Below are 23,872 nucleotides of genomic sequence, written 5' to 3'. Positions count from 1 at the left end.
GACGTGCCGCCTGCGACGACAGCGTCGCTAACGGTCCGAAGAGTCGGACGGGTCTGACGGCTCGACGGGGCCGGAGGCGCCGCCGTGGTGATAGAAGCCGCTCATCAGTTCGATGAGCTTGTCGCGGTTTTCGCTGCTGGCGCGATTGAGCGCGTGCGTCGGGCCGTGGATCAGCTTGTTCGTCAGCGCCTGCGAAAGTGCTTCGAGGACGGCGGCCGGATCCTCGCCACGCGCGAGCATCTTGTGTGCGCGTTCGAGTTCGGCGCGACGCAGCGAGTCAGCCTGCGTGTGCATGTGACGGATGACCGGCACGATGCTGCGCGCGTCGAGCCACTGCATGAAGTTCTGCACGCGCGTCTCGATGATCGCTTCGGCCTGCGCGACGGCTGCCTGACGCGATGCATTGCCTTCGCGGACGATCGCGCCGAGGTCGTCGACGGTGTACAGGAACACATCTTCGAGCTTGCCGACTTCGGGTTCGATGTCGCGCGGCACGGCCAGGTCGACCATGAAAATCGGGCGGTGACGGCGCGCCTTCACTGCGCGCTCCATGGCGCCCAGGCCGATGATCGGCAGCGTGGACGCCGTGCACGACACGATGATGTCGAATTCGTGCATGCGCGCGGGGAGATCTGCGAGCGGAATCGCCCGGCCGTTGAAGCGTTCGGCGAGCCGCGAGCCGCGCTCGGCGGTGCGGTTGGCGACCACGAGTTCACGCGGCTGCTGCGCGGCAAAATGGGTTGCGCACAACTCGATCATTTCGCCCGCGCCGATAAACAGCACGCGCTGGTTCGAGACCTTGTCGAAGATGCGCTGCGCCAGCCGCACGGCCGCCGCGGCCATCGAAACGGATTGCGCGCCAATTTCCGTCGTGCTGCGCACTTCCTTCGCGACGGCGAACGTGCGCTGGAACAGCTGGTTCAGATAGGTGCCGAGCGCGCCGGCTTCGGACGCCGTGCGCACCGCATCCTTCATCTGGCCGACGATCTGCGTTTCGCCGAGCACCATCGAGTCGAGCCCCGAGGCGACCCGAAACGCGTGGCGCACGGCTTCGGACTGCGGCAGCGCGTACACATGTGGGGCCAGTTCACCAGCCGGCAGGTTGTGATAGCGCGAGAGCCACTGGATGGCGGCTTCGCGCGCGGCGTGATCGTCGGTGGCGCAGTAGAGTTCGGTGCGGTTGCAGGTGGACAGAATGGCGGCTTCCGGCGCCTGGCGGGCGGCGGGGCCGAGCCAGATGTCCTTGAACGTCGCGAGCGCCGGCTTGATCTGTTCGAGCGGAAACGCCACGCGTTCGCGCAAGGCGACAGGCGCGGTGTGGTGGTTGATTCCGATCGTTAGAAGCTGCATGGGGCGCTGTTGTAGGCGGCGTGGGCGGCGCTATGGTGTAGCCCAATATTATAGCGTTTCCAGGGATCTTTCATTGACCGTGCCTGATACCCGGGATGAAGCCCCGGCGCAGGGTCAGGACACGACGCGGTCAAGCTGGTAACCGTAGCCATAAAGGGGCGTGAGCGCGTAGCCGAGTTCGGGGCGCAACTGGAGTTTCGAGCGCAGCCGCGACGCGTGGGTGTCGAGGGTGCGCGACCTTACGTCGCGGCTGCGTGTCCAGACCGCCTCCAGAATGTGCGCGCGCGAGACCGGCCGCGACAGGTTCGTGAACAGCAGCAGGGCGAACCGGAACTCCTTTGGCGTCAGTTCCACGCGCTGGCCGCGGAACGTGACGACATCGTGCGCCGTGTCGAAAGCATAGTCGCCGAAAACGCTGCGCAGCCGGTTGCGTGGCCGGCGCACGCCCGCGCGCCGCAGCAGCGCGTCGACGCGTGCCAGCATTTCCGGTCCGCGCACGGGCTTGGTCAGGCAGTCGTCGGCACCGGCGTGCAGGATCGAGACGATTTCGCTTTCGCGGGGCGCGGTGATCAGCACCATGACGGGCAGGCCGGGCAGCACCTTGCGGGCAAGCGGGATGACGTCCTCGGCGGCGAGGTCGCCAGACCAGACGTCCGCCAGAAGCAGGTCGAAGGTCTGGCTGGCGGCGCTCGCCAGAAAGGGCGTGCTGGCTGGGAAGTGCTCGCAGGCGTGGCCGCCGGCAAGCAGCAGGCGACCAATCAGATTGGCCTGACTTCGGTCGGGCTCGACGAGCGCAATACGCATAAGGGGCACGTTCAGCATATCTGGCGCATTCCGCTGCCCGGACGACCGGAGGTCGGGGATGCGGTCGCGATTCCGGCCAGGCATATGCGCAGGCGAGGCCCGCGGCTTGCCTTGTGCTACCCCGGCCCCTAAACTCAACCGCTACGCGCACGGCGCCGTGCTGACCTGTTAGTTAACGAGACAAAAATGCTAGCTGTGCAAACGCTTCGACCCTATAAGAGCGGTCTTAAATCATTCGAGGTCCGTCGCTGATGGGTTGGGCTGGTATCGCAATACTGGGCGCGGTGGTGGGGCTGGTCGGCGGATGGCTGCATCCGCTGCGACGCGCGGGCCGCGGGCGTATCGTGGTGGCGCTGGTTGCCGGCATCGTCGGGGCGGTTGTCGCCGCGATGGCTGGCAACGTCACCGGTCTCTTCCATGATGGTGATACGCTCGAATGGCTGGCCTGTACCTCCGTCGCGCTGATCGCCGTCGCCGTGACGGTCGGCCTTTTATCCCGTCGATAAGATGAATTCCCCGCAGGTGAAACAATGAACGCCCGACTTCCCGAAACTTCGTCCATTCCCGAACGCATTGCCGTGCTGCGCGGCGCCATGAAGCGCGAAAACCTCGCTGCTTACCTGGTGCCGTCCGCCGATCCTCACCTTTCCGAATATCTGCCAGGCCGCTGGCAGGGGCGCGAGTGGCTCTCCGGTTTCACCGGCTCGGTCGGCACGCTGGTCGTCACCGAAGATTTCGCCGGCCTCTGGGTCGACAGCCGCTACTGGGTGCAGGCCGAGGCACAACTCGCCGGCACCGGCGTGCGGTTGATGAAGATGATGGGCGGCCAGCAGACCGCGCCGCACATCGACTGGCTCGCGCAGAACGTGACAGGCGGCGCGGCGGTGGGCGTCGACGGCGCCGTGCTCGGCGTGGCCGTGGCGCGCGCGTTGAACGATGCGTTGACGGCGCGCGGTGTTGCGTTGCGAACCGACGTCGATCTGTTCGACACGATCTGGCCGCAGCGCCCGACACTGCCGGTCGAAGCCGTCTACGAGCACGCGGCACCGCACGCGAGCGTCACGCGCGCCGACAAGCTCGACCAGATCCGCCGCGAGATGCAGCAAAAAGGCGCGCAGTGGCACTTCATCTCGACGCTCGACGACCTCGCGTGGCTCCTGAACCTGCGGGGCGCGGATGTGAGCTACAACCCCGTGTTCGTCGCGCATGCGCTGATCGGACTCGACGGCGCGTCGCTGTTTGTTGCCGACGGCAAGGTGCCGCAGGCGCTCGCCGATGCGCTGGCGCGCGACGGCATCCAGGTGAAGCCATACGCAGGAGCAGCCGATGCGCTCGCCGCGCTGCCGTCCGGTTCGACGCTGCTGATCGACCCGCGGCGTATTACTTTCGGCCTGTTGCAGGCGGTGCCGTCGAACGTGAAAATTGTCGAAGCCGTGAATCCTTCGACGTTCCTGAAGTCGCGCAAGACACCCGCCGAAGCGGAGCATGTGCGTGCAACGATGGAGCAGGACGGCGCGGCGCTCGCTGAATTCTTCGCGTGGTTCGAGGGCGCGCTCGGTCGCGAAACGATCACCGAGCTCACCATCGACGAACGTCTGACCGCGGCGCGCGCGCGTCGTCCGGGCTTTGTCACGCTGAGCTTCGGCACGATCGCCGGTTTCAACGCGAACGGCGCGATGCCGCATTACCGCGCCACGCAGGCTTCGCACGCAACAATCGAGGGCAACGGCCTGTTGCTGATCGATTCGGGCGGCCAGTACCTGAGCGGCACGACGGACATCACGCGTGTCGTGCCGATCGGCACGATCAACGCCGAGCATCGCCGCGATTTCACGACCGTGCTGAAAGGCACGATGGCGCTCTCTCGCGCGCAGTTTCCGCGCGGTATCCGCTCGCCGATGCTCGACGCGATCGCCCGCGCGCCGATCTGGGAAGCCGGCGCGGACTACGGTCATGGCACGGGGCACGGTGTGGGCTACTTCCTGAACGTGCACGAAGGCCCGCAGGTGATCTCGCACTACGCGCCGGCCGAAGCGTGGACGGCGATGGAAGAGGGCATGATCACGTCGATCGAGCCGGGCATTTACCGTCCGGGCAAGTGGGGCATCCGGATCGAAAACCTCGTGCTGAACCGCGAGGCGGAAAAGACCGTGTTTGGCGATTTCCTGAAGTTCGAAACGCTGACGTTGTGCCCGATCGATACCCGCTGCGTCGATCTCGCGCTATTGCGGGATGACGAGCGCTCGTGGCTCAACGCGTATCACGAGATGGTGCGTGCGCGCGTTTCGCCGCATGTCTCGGGCGACGCGAAGGCGTGGCTCGAAACGCGCACGCAGGCGATCTGACGCACGGCGCTTCGCAACACGTCACACAGCCTGCGCGGGCGGCTGCGTTGCAGCTCGCCCGCTTTCCGGACCACTGGCATGGGAGTATGCATGGCGATAAAGGCAGTCGTTTTCGATTTCGGTGGCGTACTGATCGACTGGAGCCCGCAGTACCTCTACCGCACGCTGATTCCCGACGAAGCGGAGCGCCGCTGGTTTCTCACGCACGTCTGCGCGATGGACTGGGTCATCCAGCAGGACGGCGGCCAGACGATCGAAGAAGGCACGGCTGAACGGGTCGCGAAGTTTCCGGAACACGAGACACTGATTCGCGCGTTCTACGAGCGCTGGCACGAGATGATTCGCGGCGTGCTCGAAGACGGCATCGCGACGATGGAAAAACTCGAAGCGGCCAACGTGCCGCTTTTCGGGCTGACGAACTGGTCGGCTGAGACGTTTCCGTATGCATGGGAGAACTTCCCTGTTTTACGGCGCTTTCGGGACATCGTCGTCTCGGGGCGCGTGAAACTCGTGAAGCCCGACCCGGCGATTTTCGCGGAGATGATGACGCGCATCGAGTCCCATCTGCCAGGCATCCAGCCAGCGGAACTCGTCTTTATCGACGACAACCTGAAGAACGCCGAGGCCGCGACCTCGCTTGGCTGGCATGGCGTGCATCACACCGACGCAGCGCACACTGAAGCGAAGCTGCGCGAACTGGGCTTGCCCGTCTGATCAAGGCGCAATGATGCGCAGCGGTGTGCCGCGCATCCTGCAAGTCATGCCGTTACGGTGACGATCGCGACGGATGCTGCGCATCCGCGGGTTCCTTGCCGATCAGGTTCAGGAGCGCGTTGCCGATCCCTTTAACCGTTTCGCCCGCGCCTTTTGCGACTCCGGCGACGCTCACGCCGAGCGCCTCCGCAAAGCCGTTGCTCATTTTCGTCAGCAGACTTTCGTTAAGCGAGAACTTTGGGTCTCGCAGATTGCCTTCGAGCACGAAATGCAGCGTGATGTCGTCGCCATGTTTCTTGAGTGCGGCGACGGCTGCTTTGGTCGGGATTGAAAGGAACGTGTCGACGGGGTTGCCGGTATCGGCGAGTTGCAGATGGTGTACCGTCACGACGCCAGGCGCGTGGAGGTGGTAATTGCGCACGGTCGAATCCACTTTCAGGTCTAGCGTGCCGCCCGTCACCTGCGCCTTCGCGCCGGCTTTCCTGAGCAGATAAGGATCGAGCGTCCTGACGTCAACGCCGCGCATCGTGGTGGTGGTCTGCGAATCCTTGCTCGCGATTTTTATCCAGCCGCCAAATGAAACGGTGCCGGTATGCGACGGCCCCTTGATCGAGCCGTTGACAGCGAGCGCCGTCGGTTCGTTCAGATCCGGCAGATGGATGTGATCGATTGTCGCGCTCGCATCCGTAATGGCGACCTGGTAGGCGGGATTGCTGACCGTCAGATCGTAAAACACGAACGTGCCGCGCTGGAATTCGACGTGATCGACAATTTTTTCCCGCGGCAGCGGTGCTGCTTCGCTGGCACTGGCATCGCTCGCACCGGTGTTCGCGGTCTCGTTCAGTGTCTGCCGGAGATTCGGCAGCAACTGGACGGTGCCATCCTTCGTGCGCAGCACGGTCATGTTGAATCCGGTGACCTCGACATTGCGCACGTGAATCCGCCGCTGGATCAGTTCGCGAACGTCGGGTTCCAGCGTAACCGTGTCGGCGCGAAACGGATCGGCGGCGGGCCAGTTGGCGGGGGCGCGTAGACGCACGTTGGTGAGGCGGATGGTTTTGAGGCCAACATCGATCGTGTCGGCACTCCCGAGTGGACCGAGGGCGGCGATGACGCGTTCCTTCACTTCGTGCTGGATGAACAGAACACCAGCCACGACCATGACAAGCAGCATCGCCACCAGGCCCGTCAGTGCGACGGCCACGCGACTGCCTTTCGACATCGGCATGCCTGCCTCCTCGTTGCCGCGCCGTGCGCGCAACCGGACGATGCACCTTGTTGTGTGGATCGATGGGCGTCTCGCGGTAGAGGCGAGCGAGGCCGGGCCCGGCCCGCCCGCACCTCCACCGGCTGGTGCGCACGCATCGACTTCGACCGGAGCCGATCCGCTGCGCCGTGCCCGCGAAACCTATCGCGTGATCGGCTTGTAGCGGAGGCGCTTCGGCCGTGCAGCTTCTTCGCCGAGACGGTTACGCTTGTCCGCCTCGTATTCCTGATAGTTGCCGTTGAAGAACGTCACCTGCGATTCGCCTTCGAACGCCAGAATATGCGTCGCGATACGGTCAAGGAACCAGCGATCGTGCGAGATCACCAGCACCGAGCCCGCGAACTCCAGCAACGCGTCTTCAAGCGCGCGCAGCGTTTCGACGTCGAGGTCGTTCGACGGTTCGTCGAGCAGCAGTACGTTGCCGCCCGCGATCAGCGTTTTTGCCAGATGCAGCCGGCCGCGCTCACCGCCCGACAGGTTGCCGACGTTCTTCTGCTGGTCGCCGCCCTTGAAGTTGAAGCGCCCGATGTACGCGCGCGACGGCGTTTCATATTTACCCACGGTCAGTACATCCGCACCGCCGGAAATCTCTTCGAAAACGGTTTTCGAGCCATCCAGCGCATCGCGGCTCTGATCCACATACGCGAGCTTCACGGTCGGGCCCTGCACGATTTCGCCCGAATCCGGCTGCTCCTTGCCGGTCAACATGCGAAACAGCGTCGACTTGCCCGCGCCGTTCGGCCCGATGATGCCGACGATCGCGCCCGCCGGAATCTTGAAGCTCAGATCGTCGATCAGCAGACGGTCGCCGTATGCCTTCGATACGTTCTTGAACTCGATCACCTCGTTGCCGAGACGGTCGCCAACGGGGATGAAAATTTCCGATGTTTCGTTGCGCTTCTGGTAATCCTGGCTGCTCAGTTCCTCGAATCGCGCAATACGTGCCTTCGATTTTGCCTGGCGTCCCTTCGGGTTCTGGCGCACCCACTCCAGTTCCTTCTTGATCGCTTTCTGACGCGCCGATTCCGTTGCTTCTTCCTGCTTCAGCCGCTCTTCCTTCTGGTCGAGCCAGCTGCTGTAGTTGCCCTTCCACGGAATGCCATGACCGCGGTCAAGTTCGAGAATCCACTCGGCGGCGTTATCCAGGAAGTATCTGTCGTGGGTTACAGCAACCACTGTGCCCGGGAAGCGCGTGAGGAACTGTTCGAGCCAGTCGACCGATTCCGCGTCCAGGTGGTTGGTCGGTTCGTCGAGCAGCAGCATGTCGGGCTTTTCGAGCAGCAGCTTGCACAGCGCGACGCGACGCTTTTCGCCGCCCGACAGATGCTCGATTTTCGCGTCCCACGGCGGCAGGCGCAGCGCGTCGGCCGCGATGTCGATCTGCTGCTCGGGGCTGCCGCCGTCGGCCGTGGCGAGAATCGCTTCGTACTTCGCCTGTTCGGCGGCGAGCGCGTCGAAGTCGGCGTCCGGCTCGGCGTACGCGGCGTAGATTTCATCGAGCTTCTTCTGCGCATTGAAAACATCGCCCAGGCCTTCCTCGACCGCTTCCCGCACGGTTTTCTGCGGGTCGAGCTGCGGCTCCTGCGGCAGATAGCCGATGTTCAGATTCGGCATCGGCGTGGCTTCGCCTTCGATGTCCTTGTCGACACCGGCCATGATGCGGATCAATGTCGATTTGCCCGAGCCGTTCAGGCCGAGCAGACCGATTTTTGCACCGGGAAAGAAAGACAACGAGATGTCCTTCAGGATCTGGCGCTTGGGCGGCACGATCTTGCCGACCCGGTTCATGGTGAAGACGTATTGGGCCATTTGCTTGAAAACCAGGCGTTGACGCCGCGGGCCGCACTGAAAAGGGCGGGCGGGCGTGGGTGAATGGGTATGCGTTTCCCGGACGGCGCCGGCGACCGGCGCGCAGGGAGAACTGGCATTGTACTTCGCCCTCCAGGGCGAAAGCACCGTCGCGGGCCGTCGCTATGCCATCCGGCCAGGGTGACGCGAGCTCAGCGAAGTCGCACTATAGCCACTCAGCGACGCCACCATGACGCGAACACGTTCCGCTACGATGCCGGCTGAAGCTCCAGGAGCCGTCGCGGCAGCGCGCGGTGGCGCCTTCGGGAATCTTGCCCGACAGCGAGCGGGCCGGCGCGTGAACGGTCTCGCCGTCGCGGTTCTGATACGTGTTGTGGTTGCTGAGACTGGCCTCGTCAGGCGTGGAAGCGGGCGCCACGTAAGCCCACGCGGGCATGACTGCCAGCAGCAGGCTCGCGGCAAGGGCGCCGATGAATGCCGTCTTACGCCGCAGGTGAGGCAGAGCAATGCCGGGGGTCATGGTCAGAACCGTTTGTTATTTTTCGATGTATCGCGCCGCTACATGACACAACACCGCACTGTTATGGATCGGTGCCGTCAGTTAGCGCGCCTGCCCGTCGACGGATCGAAGAAATGGAGGTGCTGGCCGGGCAGCGCCACCTGCAGCGCTTCACCGCGCGCCGGGCGATGCGCATGCGGCAGCCGCACCGCCACATCGCGATTGCCCCATCGGCCGTGCGCAAGGTTATCTGCGCCCAGCAACTCGCAGGAATCGACGGTGAGGGTCGCGGGCGCGGCGTCGGTCAGCCCCGGCGTCATGTGCTCGGGCCGGATGCCCAGCGTCCACTCGCGTCCGGCCGCCACCTCGCGGCCGATACACGGCACGCCTGCGAGCGGCAGCCTTGGCCCGTTGCCCGCGACTTCGAAGAACGCGCCATCGCCGGACACGCCGCCGTCCAGCAGATTCATCCCCGGCGAGCCGATGAAACTCGCGACGAATACCGTCGCGGGCCGCTCGTAGACCTCGGTTGGCGCACCGATCTGCTCCGCGTGGCCCTTGTTCATCACGATCACCCGCTGCGCGAGCGTCATCGCTTCGATCTGGTCGTGCGTGACGTACAGGCTCGTGGTTGCAAGACGCGCATGCAGGCGCTGGATTTCCAGACGCATCTGCACGCGCAGCCGCGCATCGAGATTCGATAGCGGTTCGTCGAACAGGAACACGGCAGGCTCGCGCACGATCGCGCGGCCCATCGCGACGCGCTGTCGCTGCCCGCCGGACAGTTCACGCGGCTTGCGGGCGAGCAACGGTTCGAGCTCGAGAATCTTCGCGGCGGCGTCGACGCGCCGGTCGATCGTCGCGCGATCCTCGCCGGCGATTTTCAGCGCGTAGCCCATGTTCTGCGCGACGCTCATATGCGGATAGAGCGCGTAATTCTGGAACACCATCGCAATGTTGCGATCCTTCGGTTCCAGCGTGTTGACGACCTTGTCCGCGATCGAGATCGTGCCTTCGGAGATGCCTTCGAGCCCGGCCACCATCCGCAGCAAGGTCGACTTGCCGCAGCCGGAGGGCCCCACCATCACGACGAACTCGCCATCGGCGACATCGACATCGATGCCGTGCAGCACCATCTGTTTGCCGTCGTACGTCTTTTTCACGCCCTTCAGGGTCAGCGCAGCCATTCGTTTTGCCTTTCCGTGCATTCGCGGGCGTCGCGTCAAGCGTCACGCGTCGCGCGCCATCGCGTTGAATTGTCTTGTATGGTGTTCGGTACTTAACCTGTCCCGGTCGGCTTATTTTTCGGCATCCACGAGGCCGCGCACGAACCAGCGCTGCATCGTCAGCACGACGGCGAGCGGCGGCAGCATGGCAAGCAGCGTCGCGGTCATCACCAGATGCCACTCCGTCGCCGTATCGCCGGACGCGATCATGCTCTTGATGCCGACCACCGCCGTGGTCAGCGATTGCTGGCTCGTGATCAGGATCGGCCACAGATACTGGTTCCAGCCGTAGATGAACGTGATCACGAAAAGCGCGGCCATGTTGGTCTTCGACAGCGGGATGACCACGTCCCAGAAAAAGCGCAACGGTCCCGCGCCATCGATGCGCGCCGCTTCCATCAGTTCGTCCGGCAGCGTCATGAAAAACTGGCGGAACAGGAAGGTCGCGGTGGCCGAGGCGATCAGCGGCAGCGTCAAGCCGGCGTAGGTATTGCTCAGATGCATCGACGACACGACCTGCACGGTCGGAAAAATACGCACTTCGACCGGCAGCATCAGCGTGACGAAGATCAGCCAGAACGCGAGGTTCCTGAACGGAAAGCGGAAGAACACGATCGCGTACGCGGAGATCATCGACACGGCGATCTTGCCGATCGAAATGACGAGCGCCATCACGAGGCTGTTCATCAGCATCCGCCCGAACGGACTCGCGGCGTTGCCGCTGCCGTGCGTCCAGACGTTCGCGATGTTTTCGAACAGATGCGTGCTGGGCAGGAGCGAAAGCGGCACGCTGAACACTTCATGCTCGTTCATCGTTGCGGCACAGAACGCGATGTACACCGGAAATACGACCAGCACGACGCCCGCGATCAGTACCGCGTGGCAAAAGAGGTCGAACCCGCGTCGGTTCTCGATCATGAGTACTGGACCCTCCGCTCGATGAAACGGAACTGCACGACAGTCAGCGCGACGACGATCACCATCAGCACCACGGACTGCGCGCCCGAGCTGCCGATATCGAGCCCCTGGAAGCCTTCGGCGAAAATCTTGTAGATCAGTGTCCGGGTCGATTGCGCGGGGCCGCCGCCGGTAGCCGCGTCGATCACGGGCAACGTATCGAAGAACGCGTAGACGATGTTGACGACGAGCAGAAAGAAACTCACCGGCGACAGCAGTGGCAGCGCGATGCCGAAGAAGCGGCGCACGGGGCCGGCGCCGTCGATCGCGGCCGCTTCGATCAGCGAACGCGGAATCGCCTGCAGGCCGGCATAGAAGAACAGGAAGTTATAGCTGACCTGTTTCCAGACGGAAGCGAGCACGACGAGGAACATCGCCTGCCCTGGGTTGAGCGCGTGATTCCACACGATGCCGCTCTTCGCGAGCGCATAGGTCACGAGCCCGATACTCGGATTGAAGAGGAACGACCACAGCACGCCGGCGATCGCGGGCGCGACTGCGTACGGCCAGATCAGCAGCGTCTGATACGTCTTTGCCCCGCGCGTCACGCGGTCGGCGCAGGCGGCGAGCACGAGCGAAACCACGAGGCCGCCGACCGTGACGAGCGAGCAGAAAATCAGCGTCGTGTTGAACGACGACAGATAGAGCGGATCGGCGAAGAGCTGCTTGAAATTGGCGAGGCCAACGAACTCGCTCGACGTACCGAACGCGTCCTGACTTTGCGTGGACTGCCACAACGCCTCGCCGGCCGGCCACAGAAAGAACAGCAGCGTGATCGCGAGTTGCGGCGCAACCAGCAGATAGGGCAACACGCCTGCGCCGAAGCGGGATCGCTTTTCCATCGATGTTTCCCGTGGGTGATGCACGCGGGCGCCTGTTTTTTTAACGGGCGCCCGCAGGAACCAGCCGGCCGCCTAGCTGCCGGCCTTCTCGAAGCGGCGCAGCAACTCGTCGCCGCGCGATACCGCGGAGTCGAGCGCCTCTTTCGGCGACTTCTTCTGCGTCCAGACCTGCTCGAGTTCCTCGTCGACGACCGTGCGGATCTGCGGCATGTTGCCAAGACGCAGCCCCTTGGTGAACGGCAGGGGCGGCTTGTTGAGCATCTGTTTGATCGCGGTATCGCTGCCGGGGTTCTTCTCGTAGAAGCCCTGTTGCTGCGTCAGCTGATAGGCCGCGGTGGTGACTGGCAGGTAACCCGTGTCCTGATGCCATTTGGCCGCGACGGGCGGTGAGCTCAGATAGGCGAGGAATTTCGCCACGCCCTTGTAGACGGCCGGATCCTTGCCTGCCAGCACCCACAGGCTCGCACCGCCGATGATCGCGTTCTGCGGCGCGCCTTTCACGCTTGCGTCGTACGGCATCATGCCGGTACCGAAGTTGAACTTCGCGAACTTCTTGATCGTGGCCAGCGACCCCGACGAGTTCGTGATGATTCCGCAGTCGCCGCTATAGAACTTCGATACCGGTTCGTCCTTGCGGCCGACATAGGTGAAGGTGCCTTCCTTCGCCATGTTCTGCAGGAACTGGATGTGCGCGATCTGCAGCGGCTTGTTGAATTCGAGCTGGGCGTCGGTGCCGTCGAAGCCGTTGTTCTTCGATGCGAACGGTGCGCCATGCCACGCGCTGTAGTTTTCGAGCTGGATCCAGCTCTGCCAGCCCGACGAATAACCGCACGACATGCCCGATGCCTTCAGCTTCTGTGCATCCTGTTGCAGTTCGTCCCAGGTTTTCGGCGGCTTGTTCGGATCGAGGCCGGCCTTCTTGAACGCGTCCTTGTTGTAGTACAGCACCGGCGTCGAGCTGTTGAACGGCATCGAAATGAGCTGGCCGCTCTTCGAGTCGCTGTAGTAGCTGGCGATGGTGGGAACGAACGCCTTTTCGTCGAGTGGCACGCCCGCCTGCTTGAACACGTCCGAGACCGGGATCACGGCTTTCTTTGCCTGCATCATGGTCGCCGTGCCCACTTCGTAGACCTGCAGGATCGCGGGCGCGTTGCCGCTGCGGTAGGCCGCGATGCCCGCTGCAAGCGTCTGGTCGTAGGTGCCCTTGAATACCGGCACGATCTTGTAGTCGCTTTGCGATGCGTTGAAGTCGTTCGCAATGTCGTTCAGGCGTTCGCCCAGTGCGGCTTCCATCGCGTGCCAGAACTGGATCTCCGTCGCGGCATGGGCCGTGGTGCTGACGCCGAACGCCAGTGCCGCGGCAATGGAAAGCGAACGGAACAGGGGCTTGCAACTCATCGATTGTCTCCTTGACCGGATCATGCGCAAACTGAGGTTGCGCGATTCTAGTTATGTTCGATGACAGTCACGCGGTGGTAATCCTTCAGCGTGTAAGGTCGGCGGAACGGGCAATTTAACACCGGCAACCGCGAAATTGAAGCGCCCCGACAGAAGGGGCGGTTGCTGACGCAACGGAATTTGACATCCAGATGGACCGCATCGGCCATGTTCTTATGCGGCCGAAAATGGTGGTTCGGGCGGTCCCCTGTCAGGTTTTATTTTGTCGATGACTTCGGCAATTACCCTTCATGAGCATCGATGTGCCGTTTGCTGCGGCATGAAAAAACCCCGCTGTCACAGGGACAAACGGGGTTTGGCACGGATGCGGCGAACGCGCCGCGCAGCCCTCAGACGTTGAACAGGAAGTTCATGACATCGCCGTCATGAACCACATATTCCTTGCCTTCGGCGCGCATCTTGCCGGCTTCCTTCGCGCCCTGTTCGCCCTTGTAGGTCACGAAGTCGTTAAAGCCGATCGTCTGCGCACGAATGAAACCGCGCTCGAAATCGGTGTGGATCACGCCGGCCGCCTGCGGTGCCGTGTCGCCGATATGGATCGTCCACGCACGCACTTCCTTCACGCCCGCGGTGAAATACGTCTGCAGGCCGAGCAGCTTGAAGCCGGCGCGGATCACGCGGTCGAGGCCCGGCTCGTCCATGCCCATGTCGGCAAGAAACACTTCCTTGTCTTCTTCGTCGAGATCGGCGATTTCCGCTTCGATCGCGGCGCACACGGCGACGACCGGCGCGCCTTCGGCATCGGCGAACTTCTTCACTGCGTCGAGGTACGGGTTGTTCTCGAAGCCGTCGTCTTTCACGTTCGCGACGTACATCGTCGGCTTCGCGGTGATGAGGCAGAACGGTTTGAGCAGCGCGTTTTCTTCTTCCGACAGATCCAGCGCACGTACCGGTTTCGCCTGGTCGAGCTGCGCGCGGACCTTTTCGAGCACCGCGACGAGTTTTGCCGCTTCCTTGTCGTTACCGGACTTCGCGGCCTTCGAGTAACGCGTCAGCGATTTCTCGACAGTCGCGAGATCGGCGAGCGCGAGTTCCGTGTTGATGACTTCGATGTCCGACAGCGGATCGACCTTGCCCGCGACGTGGATCACGTTTTCGTCTTCGAAGCAGCGCACGACGTGCGTAATCGCGTCGGTTTCGCGGATATTCGCGAGAAACTGGTTGCCGAGTCCTTCGCCCTTGCTCGCGCCGGCCACGAGGCCCGCGATGTCGACGAATTCCACCACCGCCGGCAGGATGCGCTCCGGCTTGACGATATCAGCCAGCGCCTGCAGACGCGCATCCGGCACTTCGACGATGCCGACGTTCGGCTCGATTGTGCAGAACGGGTAGTTTTCGGCGGCGATGCCCGCCTTGGTCAGCGCATTGAACAGGGTGGACTTGCCGACGTTAGGCAGGCCGACGATGCCGCATTGGAGGCTCATGAAGGTTCTCTAAAAAGCAGGTGATGATGTGCATTACAGGCGCAGCCGTCAGGCGGAAGGTCAGCCAGTAGCGGCTTCGCATGCCGGCGGGCGTCCACGGACGGGACGGCGCCGGACAATACGGCGTAAGCGGGACGTCTTGTGCCGGTGACGGCTGTCGCCGAAAACCGCAATTGTAACCCTTGTCAGCGCGGCTGCCGCCGCGCGTGCCGCTTCTCGAGCGCCCGCGCGCGAATCCGCCGCTGGAACGGAACGGGCGATGCGCGCCCAGGACGCAAGGCAAATGCCGTGCGTGCCGCATCCGTCCCCGTGAACACCCGCAGCTATAATGAGCGGATGACTGTTCACCATCAGACCTTCGACGTTGCCGTGATCGGTGGCGGGCTTGTCGGCAAGACCGCCGCGCTCGCGCTGACGCAAGGCGGCAGACGCGTCGCGCTGCTCGCGCAGACCTGCGCGTCGCTTCCCGCCGGCGCAGCCTTCGATGCGCGTGTCTATGCGCTTTCCGCGAGTTCGCAAACCCTGCTTGAACGTCTGCGCGTCTGGCAGGCGCTCGACCTCGCGCGGCTCGCGCCCGTCTACGACATGCGCGTTTTTGGCGATGCGGCGGCCGAGCTCCATTTCTCCGCGTTCCAGGCCTCGGTGTCGCAACTGGCCTGGATCGCCGAATCGTCGCTGATCGAGCGCGCGCTTGACGCCGCGCTGCGCTTCCAGCCGAACCTGACGTGGATCGATTCGCGCGCCCAGGGGCTCGAGGTGAAACCCGACGCCGCGTCCATCGGGCTTGCGAACGGCAGCGTGCTGGAAGCCGATCTCGTCGTCGGCGCGGATGGCGCGCACTCGTGGGTGCGCGCGCAGATCGGCTCGAAGGTCGATCGCCGCGACTATAAACAGACGGGCGTCGTCGCGAACTTCAAGGCAGGCCGGCCGCACGGCGACACGGCGTATCAATGGTTCAGGGAAGGCGAGATTATCGCGCTGCTGCCGTTGCCTGACGGACACGTGTCGCTTGTCTGGTCGGCGCAGACGGAGCACGCGCGTGAACTGCTGGAACTCGCGCCCGCGCAGCTCGCGGCCGAGGTTGAGCGCGTGACGCAAAGCCTGCTCGGCCCGCTCGAGTGCGTGACGCCGGCGCAGGGCTTTCCGCTCGCGCTGCAAACGGTCGACCGGTTGATCGCGCCGCGCGTGGCGCTGGTGGGCGACGCCGCACATCTGATCCACCCGCTCGCAGGTCAGGGTATGAATCTCGGGCTGCGTGACGTCGACGCGCTCGCCGATGTCATTGCGAAGAAGGAAGCGTTCCGCGATCTCGGCGACACCGTGCTGCTGCGTCGCTACGAGCGGGCGCGCCGCGAAGACATCAGCGCGCTGATGATCGCAACCGATGGCCTGCAGAAACTCTTTTCCGTGCCGGGCACCGTGGCCCGGGCCGTGCGCAATACCGGCATGGCGTTCGTCGGCGCGCAGCCGCTGCTCAAGCGCTGGCTTGTTTCCGCCGCGCTCGGGTAAAGGCGCTATCGCTTACGGTCCGCACCCTACATTTGAATGGCACGCCACGCCCGCGTGCAACCGACTCAGGAATTGAACATGCAAAAACGTATCCGCATCGCGACGCTGGCTCTGGCTGTCGCCGCCGCCGCACTCGGCTGCTCCGCGCAGGCCGACCAGACCACCGACAAGCTCAAGGCCACGCTGCAGCCGCGGCTTGGCGACGCCACCATCAAGAGCGTCTCGAAATCGCCGATTGCCGGCCTTTACGAAGTGAACCTCGGCTCGCAGATTCTCTACAGCGATGCCAATGGCGACTATCTCGTGCTCGGCGACATCGTCGAGGCGAAAACGCGCACGAACGTCACGGAAGCGCGTCTCGCCGAAACCAACAAGATCGATTTCGCGAGCCTGCCGTTCGGCAATGCGGTGAAGGTCGTGAAGGGTAACGGCGCGCGCAAGATCGCCGTGTTCTCCGATCCGAACTGTCCGTATTGCAAGCAGCTCGAAACGACGCTCAAGTCGATCGATAACGTGACGGTGTACACATTCCTGTATCCGGTGCTTTCGCCGGATTCGACGGTGAAGTCGAAGTCGATCTGGTGCTCGACCGATCGCGCGAAGGCGTGGGAATCGTGGATGCTCGACCACCAGGCGCCGACCGCCGCCACAGGTTGCGACACCACGGCGATCGACAGGAACCTCGCGCTTGGCCAGCAGATGAACGTCAACGGCACGCCGACGGTGTTCCTCGCCGACGGCCGCCGCCTGCCGGGCGCCGTGCCGGCGGACCGGCTCGACAAGGAATTGTCCGCCGTTCATTGATTGCACTTCACGTGTCGAACAGGAGGCGCATGGTGCGCCTCCTGCCGTTTTAACGCTCCGTTCACTGTCTGGATGTCCCGCCGATGAAGCCGATCCGCTACACCATCGTCCCGAAGCAACCCGCCGCCCATCTGTTCGAAGTGACTGTGACTGTTGCCGATCCCGATCCGGCCGGGCAGTCCTTCATGCTGCCGGTCTGGATTCCGGGCAGCTACATGGTCCGCGAGTTCGCCCGCAATATCGTGACGCTGCGCGCGTCCAGCGAGGCGGGACGCAAGGTGCGAGTCGAGAAAATCGACAAGCAGACGTGGCGGGCTGCACCCGTCGACGGCGAGTTGACGCTGCGCTACGAGGTGTATGCGTGGGACATGTCGGTGCGCGCCGCGCATCTGGACGATACAACAGGCTTTTTCAACGGCACGAGCGTGTTTCTGTCGCCGCTTGGCCATGAAGCGGCGCCGTGCGTGGTCGACATCCAGAAGCCGGCGGGCGAGTCGTATCGCAAATGGCGCGTGGCGACGGCGTTGCCCGAGGCGCGCGGCACGAAGCGCTACGGGTTCGGCGAGTATCGCGCGCAGAACTACGACGAGCTGATCGACCATCCCGTCACGCTCGGCGAATTCGCGCTTTCCACGTTCGACGCGCACGGCGTGCCGCACGACATCGTGATCGCAGGGCGCGCTGTCTCCGTCGATATGGCGCGCCTTGCCGCCGACCTGAAGCGGATCTGCGAAGCGCAGATCGCGCTTTTCGAGCCGAAGTCGAAGAAGGCGCCGGTCGATCGCTACGTGTTCATGACGCAGGTGGTCACCGACGGTTACGGTGGTCTGGAGCATCGCGCCTCGACGGCGCTGATCTGCAACCGCACCGATCTGCCGGTGACGGGCCGCCCGGAAACGTCCGAAGGCTACCGGACGTACCTTGGCCTGTGCAGCCACGAGTATTTCCACACCTGGAACGTGAAGCGCATCAAGCCGGCCGCGTTCGCGCCGTACGATCTGACGCGCGAGAACCATACGTCGCTGCTGTGGCTTTTCGAGGGCTTCACGTCCTATTACGATGACCTGATTCTGGTGCGCACCGGCCTCATCACGCCGGACGAATATTTCGGGCTCGTCGGCAGGGTGGTGGGCGGGGTGCTGCGCGGCAGCGGGCGTCTGAAACAGTCGGTCGCCGAAAGTTCGTTCGACACGTGGGTGAAATACTACCGGCAGGACGAAAACGCGCCGAACGCGATCGTCAGTTATTACACGAAAGGTTCGCTCGTCGCGCTGTGCCTCGATCTGGAGATCCGCGCGCAGACCAGCAACCGCAAATCGCTCGACGATGTGATGCGCCTGCTGTGGCAACGCTTCGGTCGCGATTTCTACCGCGGCAAGCCGGTCGGCGTGCCGGAGACGGAAATCGAGGCGCTTTTCGCCGAGGCGACCGGCGTCAACGTCGCGCGTCTCATCGATCAGGCCGCGTACGGCACGCGCGACCTGCCGCTCGAGGCGATGCTCGCGCCGTTCGGCGTGAGCATCGCGCCTGAGCCGGACAAGAACGGCAAGCCGTCGCTCGGCGTGCGCGTGCGCGGCGGCGCGGACTGCACGCTCGCCGCGGTGCACGAAGGCAGCGCGGCGCAGAAGGCAGGTCTTTCGGCCGGCGACGTGCTGATCGCGATCGACGGCCTGCGCGTCACGGGCTCGAATCTCGACGCGCTGCTGGCGCGTTATCTGCCCGGCGCGAAGGTCGAAGTGCACGCGTTCCGCCGCGACGAACTGCGAAGCACGCAGGTGAAGCTGGATGCGCCGGACGTCGCGCGCTATTCGCTTACGGTCACGGACAAGCGCGTTGCGGCGCGGAACTGGCGCGAGCGCTGGCTCGGGAAGTAACGCGCTCCTGGCCAGCGGCGCGCCGCAGGCGTCCTGAAAGTGACGAAATTCCGGCTTGACGACGGCGGATTGTTCTACCCATGCAACAATCCGTCGCCCGCAAGGTACTTTTTCCCGGGCGGGTAAAAAAACACAATGGCTGCACTCGCGCAACACTGCGCGCCCCAACTGGAGTCAACCATGACCACGATTCTGCAAATCAACTCGGCAGCCCGCTCGCAAGGCGCGAACTCGACGCTGCTTGCTAACGAACTGACCGCAAAGCTGCAACAGTCGAACCCGGGCGCGCAAGTCGTCGTCCGTAACCTGCAGGCTGAACCGCTGCCCCACCTGGACGACGCGATCCTCGGCGCGTTCTTTACGCCGGCCGAGCAACGTACGCCGGAACAGAGCGCTATCGCCGCGCGCAGCGAAGCGCTGATCGCCGAACTGCAGGCTGCTGACGTCGTTGTTATCGCGGCTCCGCTGTACAACTTCGGCGTGTCGTCGCAACTGAAGACGTACTTCGACTTCATCGCACGCGCCGGCATCACGTTCAAGTACGGCGCGAACGGTGCGGAAGGCCTTGTGACCGGCAAGAAGGTGCACGTCGTTTCGGCACGTGGCGGCAAGTACGTTGGCACGCCGGGCGACAGCCAGACGCCGTTCCTGAAGACGTTCCTCGGCTTCCTCGGCATGACCGATGTGAACTTTATCTACGCTGAAGGCCTGAACATGGGTCCGGACGTCGCGAACGCAGCACTCGCTGGCGCGCGCGAAGCGATCGCCGCAGCGTAAGGATTCAACTTCCGTGCGAGACTGATGTCTGGTCTTGCTGGAATAAAAAAGCCACGGGTTTTCGACCTCGTGGCTTTTTTGCGTCTGAAGCGGGTGGATGGCTGTGTTTCTGCGCGCGAATTGAGGCGGCGGGCACGTTAGTGTGTGCAGTCAGGCCAGCGTGGCCGCTTCGTCGGGCAGGCGCCAGTCGATCGGCGGCCGGCCGTGCTGTTCGAGGTATTCGTTAGCCAGCGCGAAATGGCGGCAACCGAGAAAGCCGCGGTGCGCCGAAAGCGGTGAAGGATGGGGCGCTTCGAGCACGTAGTGCGAACGGCCGCCGAGCAACGCACGCTTTGCCTGCGCATGCGCGCCCCACAGCATGAAGACGAGCCCCTCGTGACGCATCGCGAGTTCATGAATCAGCGTGTCGGTGCATTTTTCCCAGCCGCGCTTTGCGTGGCTCGCGGCCGAGTCGCGCTCCACCGTCAGTACTGTGTTCAGCAGCAGGACACCCTGTCGCGCCCACGTGTCGAGGCAGCCGTGGCGCGGCGGTTCATAGCCAAAATTCGCGGCGATTTCCTTGAAGATGTTGCGTAGCGACGGCGGCGGACGCACGGCCGGCGGCACCGAAAACGCGAGTCCGTGTGCCTGCGGCGTGCCGCGATCTTCCCCGTGATACGGGTCCTGCCCGAGAATCACGACCTTGACGTCGTCGGGGCTCGTCAGGCGCAGCGCGCGAAACACGTCGGCCGGATACACGGTTTTGCCGGCCGCGCGCTCAGCGTCGACGAACGCACACAACAGCACGTAGGCGTCACTTTCGGTGAACGGCTTCAGATGCTGACGCCACGCCGGCGGCAATGCGTCGAACTGGGCTTCGAGCGCGGCGGCGGCCGGTGCCGGCTGCGTGGACGGTGCAGGTTGCGAAGCGGGCGCATCGCCGAAAAGCGGAGCCTGCGACGAAGAAGAGCGGGAGCGGGTGGCGGAGGTCATGGCGGGGAAGTGTCGCAGCAAACGACGTGTAGCTCAAGGTGGCGTTTGCCGCGTGTCGCTTCGCGGGGCGATAGCCCGGGCTGGTTACTGCTCGCGCAGTGTGTAGCCGCGCTGCGCCTTGCTGACGTCATCCGGCGCGAGCCCCGGAATGTTCGCCGACAACGCCTGAGCCAGCGTGTGAAGCGCGGCTTCCTCGCCGCTCTTCAGTTCGAGCTCGATTTCGGAAACCGGCGCGCGACGCGTTTCGCCGTTCACTTCCGCAATCACTTCGCCCTGATCGATTGCCGCTTCGATGTCGGCGCCTTCGTGATGCACGTGCCATATCGTGCGCGTAAAGTTCGTACGAAACAGCTCGATGAGGTCTGTTGCGGCCTCACGCAACGCCTCTGCGATTTCGGGCACTTCGCATGCGCGCAGCAGCGCATCGATTTCCAGCGCGTTGCCCGCGACGGGCATTTCCCATTCATGACGGCTGTGCAGGCCGCCCTTCGCGGAACCGGCGGTCTTGAACGTCTGCAGCCAGCCGTCGGGCGTGTGTCGAAGCCGCAGCGCGCTTTTCGAGCGCGCCAGCGTTAGTTCGGGCGTGTCTAAATAGATGTTATCGAGCGCGACGTCGCGCCCGGCGTCGCCCGTGCGTGCGACGAAAAACGCGGTCGCTGCGTCGACCTGTCCGGCCGGAAGCGCCAGCTTGATTTCACTTTCGATGCCCACGCTGTGCCTCATTCGATCCGGCCCGGCGGCCTGGAAGGTGCTCCGACGTACACGCCCGCTTCGATCCGCTTTCTGCGCTCAGAAAAACATCCGCGCGAGTTCCGCGCCCGGCTGCTCCGCGCGCATGAATGCCTCGCCGACGAGGAATGTGTGCACGTCCATCGCGCGCAGCCGCTCGACGTCGACGCGCGACAGAATGCCCGATTCGGTCACGACGATACGGTCGTCCGGAATCGATTCGAGCATGCCGATCGTCGTCTCGATCGACGTTTCGAAGGTGCGCAGATTGCGGTTGTTGATACCGATCAGCGGTGTCTTGAGCGTGAGCGCTTCCATCAGTTCGTTGCTGTCGTGCACTTCGACGAGCACCGCCAGCCCCAGTGAATGCGCGAACGCTTCGAGATCCTGCATCTGCGATGTTTCGAGCGCCGCGGCAATCAGCAGGATCGCGTCCGCGCCCATCGCGCGTGCCTCGACGATCTGGTACGGATCGATGATGAAATCCTTGCGCAGCACCGGCAGCGCGCAGGCAGCGCGCGCTTCTTCAAGATATGCCGCGCTGCCCTGGAAGAACTGCACGTCCGTCAGCACCGAAAGGCACGCCGCGCCGTGGCTCTCGTAAGAGCGCGCGATATCGGCCGGCACGAAGTGTTCGCGCAATACGCCTTTCGACGGACTGGCCTTTTTCACTTCGGCGATGACTGCCGCGAGGCCGGCTGCGTGCTTCGCGCGCAACGCGCCGACGAAGTCGCGCCGGTCGCGCGCCGACGCCTCGAGCCGCAATTCTTCAAGCGGCGCGCTCATTTGCGCAGCGCGGATTTCTTCGCGCTTGACCGCGATGATGCGTTCCAGAATGTCGCTCATGGGTATCTCGATACAGAAGTTATTTCTTGAATTGCTGTGTGAAGCGGATCAGTTCGTCGACCTTTGCCCGTGCACGGCCGCTCGCGATGGTTTCGCGCGCGAGCTGGATGCCGTCCGCGATCGATGCCACCACATTTGCCGAATACAGCGCCGTGCCCGCGTTCAGCACGACGATTTCGCGGGCGACGCCCTGTTTGTTGTCGAGTGCTTCGAGCAGCATGACTTTCGATTCGCCGGCGTCGTTCACCTTGAGCGTCCGGTTCGACACCATCTGCATGCCGAAGTCTTCCGGATGAATCTCGTATTCGTGAACCTGACCATCGCGCAGTTCGCCGACCGTGGTCGCGGCGCCAAGCGACACTTCGTCCATGCCGTCCATGCCGTACACGACCAGCACGTGCTTCGCGCCGAGCCGTTGCATCACCCGCACCTGGATGCCGACCAGATCCTGATGGAACACGCCCATCAGCTGGTTCGGCGCGCCGGCCGGGTTCGTCAGCGGCCCGAGAATGTTGAAAATCGTCCGCACGCCGAGTTCGCGGCGCACGGGCGCGATGTTCTTCATCGCCGGATGATGGTTCGGCGCGAACATGAAACCCATGCCGGTTTCCGCGATCGATGCGGCAACCTGTTCCGGTTGCAGGTCGATGTTGACGCCAAGCGCTTCGAGCACGTCCGCGCTGCCCGATTTGCTCGACACGCCGCGGTTACCGTGTTTCGCGACTTTCGCGCCGGCGCCGGCCGTGACGAACATCGTCGCGGTGGAAATGTTGAACGTGTGCGAGCCGTCGCCGCCCGTGCCCACGATATCGACGAAGTTCGAGTTGTCCGCCACTTCGACGTGCCGGGCGAACTCGCGCATCACGGTTGCGGCGGCCGCGATTTCACCGATGGTCTCTTTTTTGACGCGCAGCCCCGTGATGATGGCCGCCGACATCACGGGCGAAAGCTCGCCGCGCATGATGAGGCGCATCAGATGCAGCATCTCGTCGTGGAAAATCTCGCGATGCTCGATCGTGCGCTGCAACGCTTCCTGCGGAGTGATGGACATGTTCTTTTCTCGCTCGTTCAGGCGTTGCGATGCGCGGTGTCAGCCAGCTTCGACTGTTTCACGAAGTTTTCGAGCAGCGCGTGGCCGTGTTCCGACAGGATCGATTCGGGGTGGAACTGCACGCCTTCGACCTTGAGCGTCTTGTGGCGCACGCCCATGATTTCACCGTCGTCGGTCCACGCGGACACTTCGAGGCAATCCGGCAGCGATTCGCGCTCGATCGCGAGCGAATGGTAGCGCGTGACGGTGAAATGCTTCGGCAGGTCGGCGAACACGCCTTTGCAGTCGGTTTCGATCTCGCTCACCTTGCCATGCATGATCGTCTGAGCGCGCACGACGCGCCCGCCGAATGCCTCGCCGATCGCCTGGTGGCCGAGGCACACGCCGAGAATCGGAATCTCGCCGGAAAACTTGCGCAGCACGTCGAGCGTGATGCCGGCGTGTTGCGGATTGCTCGGCCCGGGCGAAAGGCAGATGCGCTCGGGGTTGAGCTTCGCGATTTCGTCGAGGGTGATTTCGTCGTTACGGTAAGTCCGTACGTCTTCGCCGAGTTCGCCGAAGTACTGGACCAGGTTATAGGTGAACGAATCGTAGTTGTCGATCATCAGCAGCATG

At 63.7% G+C, this 23,872-nt stretch carries 23 protein-coding genes; 8 read left to right on the top strand and 15 right to left on the bottom strand.

The window, feature by feature from the left end; all coding sequences use genetic code 11:
• Positions 1-27 precede the first annotated feature (27 nt).
• Complete coding sequence (gene hemA, locus LPA36_RS24225) at positions 28-1,350, bottom strand: glutamyl-tRNA reductase (RefSeq protein ID WP_228882446.1); 1,323 nt, start codon at positions 1,348-1,350, stop codon at positions 28-30.
• 114 nt (positions 1,351-1,464) lie between these two features.
• Positions 1,465-2,154, bottom strand: a complete 690-nt coding sequence (locus LPA36_RS24220) for a response regulator transcription factor (protein WP_228882693.1) — start codon at positions 2,152-2,154, stop codon at positions 1,465-1,467.
• A gap of 251 nt (positions 2,155-2,405) precedes the next feature.
• On the opposite strand from LPA36_RS24220, the gene LPA36_RS24215 reads away from it, so the two are divergent.
• From LPA36_RS24215 to LPA36_RS24205, 3 genes are all read left to right on the top strand, one after another.
• The gene (locus tag LPA36_RS24215) at positions 2,406-2,660 is read left to right on the top strand and encodes a hypothetical protein (protein WP_228882444.1); all 255 of its coding nucleotides are present in this window, start codon (positions 2,406-2,408) and stop codon (positions 2,658-2,660) included.
• A 24-nt stretch (positions 2,661-2,684) separates the two neighbouring features.
• Positions 2,685-4,499: an aminopeptidase P family protein gene (locus LPA36_RS24210; RefSeq protein ID WP_228882443.1), complete on the top strand. Its 1,815-nt coding sequence runs from the start codon at positions 2,685-2,687 to the stop codon at positions 4,497-4,499.
• A gap of 90 nt (positions 4,500-4,589) precedes the next feature.
• A complete protein-coding gene (locus tag LPA36_RS24205; protein WP_228882442.1) occupies positions 4,590-5,213 on the top strand; it encodes an HAD family hydrolase in 624 nt (207 codons plus the stop codon).
• Between the two features lie 52 nt (positions 5,214-5,265).
• Here LPA36_RS24205 and LPA36_RS24200 read toward each other — a convergent pair whose 3' ends face one another.
• Positions 5,266-6,441 (bottom strand): DUF748 domain-containing protein, encoded by a 1,176-nt coding sequence (locus LPA36_RS24200; RefSeq protein WP_228882441.1) that lies wholly within the window; start codon positions 6,439-6,441, stop codon positions 5,266-5,268.
• On the opposite strand from LPA36_RS24200, the gene LPA36_RS24195 reads away from it, so the two are divergent.
• Entirely contained in the window at positions 6,440-6,643 is a 204-nt protein-coding gene (locus LPA36_RS24195) for a hypothetical protein (protein WP_228882440.1), read from the top strand. The genes LPA36_RS24200 and LPA36_RS24195 overlap by 2 nt on opposite strands.
• Here the strand turns inward: LPA36_RS24195 and ettA are convergent.
• The 7 genes from ettA to ychF all read right to left on the bottom strand — a co-directional run bounded on the left by ettA (position 6,622) and on the right by ychF (position 14,695).
• The gene (ettA, locus tag LPA36_RS24190; RefSeq protein ID WP_228882439.1) at positions 6,622-8,289 is read right to left on the bottom strand and encodes an energy-dependent translational throttle protein EttA; all 1,668 of its coding nucleotides are present in this window, start codon (positions 8,287-8,289) and stop codon (positions 6,622-6,624) included. The two genes, LPA36_RS24195 and ettA, sit on opposite strands and share 22 nt — an antisense overlap.
• Before the next feature lie 205 nt (positions 8,290-8,494).
• On the bottom strand, positions 8,495-8,809 hold the full coding sequence (locus tag LPA36_RS24185; protein ID WP_228882437.1) for a DUF3761 domain-containing protein: 315 nt from the start codon (positions 8,807-8,809) through the stop codon (positions 8,495-8,497).
• A gap of 77 nt (positions 8,810-8,886) precedes the next feature.
• Positions 8,887-9,975: a sn-glycerol-3-phosphate import ATP-binding protein UgpC gene (locus tag LPA36_RS24180; protein WP_228882435.1), complete on the bottom strand. Its 1,089-nt coding sequence runs from the start codon at positions 9,973-9,975 to the stop codon at positions 8,887-8,889.
• 111 nt (positions 9,976-10,086) lie between these two features.
• Positions 10,087-10,932, bottom strand: a complete 846-nt coding sequence (ugpE, locus tag LPA36_RS24175) for a sn-glycerol-3-phosphate ABC transporter permease UgpE (protein ID WP_228882433.1) — start codon at positions 10,930-10,932, stop codon at positions 10,087-10,089.
• Positions 10,929-11,813 carry a sn-glycerol-3-phosphate ABC transporter permease UgpA gene (ugpA, locus tag LPA36_RS24170; protein ID WP_228882431.1) on the bottom strand — a complete coding sequence of 295 codons (885 nt, stop codon included), beginning with the start codon at positions 11,811-11,813 and terminating at the stop codon, positions 10,929-10,931. The genes ugpE and ugpA overlap by 4 nt, the downstream gene beginning before the upstream one ends.
• Positions 11,814-11,885: 72 nt before the next feature.
• Positions 11,886-13,211 (bottom strand): sn-glycerol-3-phosphate ABC transporter substrate-binding protein UgpB, encoded by a 1,326-nt coding sequence (ugpB, locus tag LPA36_RS24165; protein ID WP_228882430.1) that lies wholly within the window; start codon positions 13,209-13,211, stop codon positions 11,886-11,888.
• 389 nt (positions 13,212-13,600) lie between these two features.
• A complete protein-coding gene (gene ychF / locus LPA36_RS24160; protein ID WP_228882427.1) occupies positions 13,601-14,695 on the bottom strand; it encodes a redox-regulated ATPase YchF in 1,095 nt (364 codons plus the stop codon).
• Positions 14,696-15,031: 336 nt separating this feature from the next.
• On the opposite strand from ychF, the gene LPA36_RS24155 reads away from it, so the two are divergent.
• From LPA36_RS24155 to LPA36_RS24140, 4 genes are all read left to right on the top strand, one after another.
• Entirely contained in the window at positions 15,032-16,204 is a 1,173-nt protein-coding gene (locus LPA36_RS24155) for a UbiH/UbiF family hydroxylase (protein WP_228882425.1), read from the top strand.
• Positions 16,205-16,282: 78 nt separating this feature from the next.
• Complete coding sequence (locus tag LPA36_RS24150; RefSeq protein ID WP_228882423.1) at positions 16,283-17,008, top strand: DsbC family protein; 726 nt, start codon at positions 16,283-16,285, stop codon at positions 17,006-17,008.
• A gap of 83 nt (positions 17,009-17,091) precedes the next feature.
• Positions 17,092-18,882 (top strand): M61 family metallopeptidase, encoded by a 1,791-nt coding sequence (locus LPA36_RS24145; protein ID WP_228882421.1) that lies wholly within the window; start codon positions 17,092-17,094, stop codon positions 18,880-18,882.
• A gap of 180 nt (positions 18,883-19,062) precedes the next feature.
• A complete protein-coding gene (locus LPA36_RS24140) occupies positions 19,063-19,659 on the top strand; it encodes an FMN-dependent NADH-azoreductase (RefSeq protein WP_228882419.1) in 597 nt (198 codons plus the stop codon).
• 150 nt (positions 19,660-19,809) lie between these two features.
• Here LPA36_RS24140 and LPA36_RS24135 read toward each other — a convergent pair whose 3' ends face one another.
• The 5 genes from LPA36_RS24135 to LPA36_RS24115 all read right to left on the bottom strand — a co-directional run bounded on the left by LPA36_RS24135 (position 19,810) and on the right by LPA36_RS24115 (position 23,871).
• Positions 19,810-20,631 carry a uracil-DNA glycosylase gene (locus tag LPA36_RS24135; protein ID WP_228882418.1) on the bottom strand — a complete coding sequence of 274 codons (822 nt, stop codon included), beginning with the start codon at positions 20,629-20,631 and terminating at the stop codon, positions 19,810-19,812.
• A gap of 84 nt (positions 20,632-20,715) precedes the next feature.
• On the bottom strand, positions 20,716-21,342 hold the full coding sequence (locus LPA36_RS24130) for a CYTH domain-containing protein (RefSeq protein WP_228882417.1): 627 nt from the start codon (positions 21,340-21,342) through the stop codon (positions 20,716-20,718).
• A gap of 78 nt (positions 21,343-21,420) precedes the next feature.
• Entirely contained in the window at positions 21,421-22,206 is a 786-nt protein-coding gene (gene trpC / locus LPA36_RS24125) for an indole-3-glycerol phosphate synthase TrpC (RefSeq protein WP_228882416.1), read from the bottom strand.
• A 19-nt stretch (positions 22,207-22,225) separates the two neighbouring features.
• Positions 22,226-23,257: an anthranilate phosphoribosyltransferase gene (trpD, locus tag LPA36_RS24120; RefSeq protein ID WP_228882415.1), complete on the bottom strand. Its 1,032-nt coding sequence runs from the start codon at positions 23,255-23,257 to the stop codon at positions 22,226-22,228.
• A 17-nt stretch (positions 23,258-23,274) separates the two neighbouring features.
• Positions 23,275-23,871 (bottom strand): aminodeoxychorismate/anthranilate synthase component II, encoded by a 597-nt coding sequence (locus LPA36_RS24115; protein ID WP_228882412.1) that lies wholly within the window; start codon positions 23,869-23,871, stop codon positions 23,275-23,277.
• Position 23,872 lies beyond the last annotated feature (1 nt).

Origin of the sequence: Paraburkholderia saeva (assembly GCF_907164555.1) — a bacterium.
Taxonomy (GTDB): Bacteria; Pseudomonadota; Gammaproteobacteria; order Burkholderiales; family Burkholderiaceae; genus Paraburkholderia; species Paraburkholderia saeva.
The sequence above is the reverse complement of the archived record's forward strand: the minus strand, read 5'-3'. Positions and strand labels throughout refer to the sequence as shown.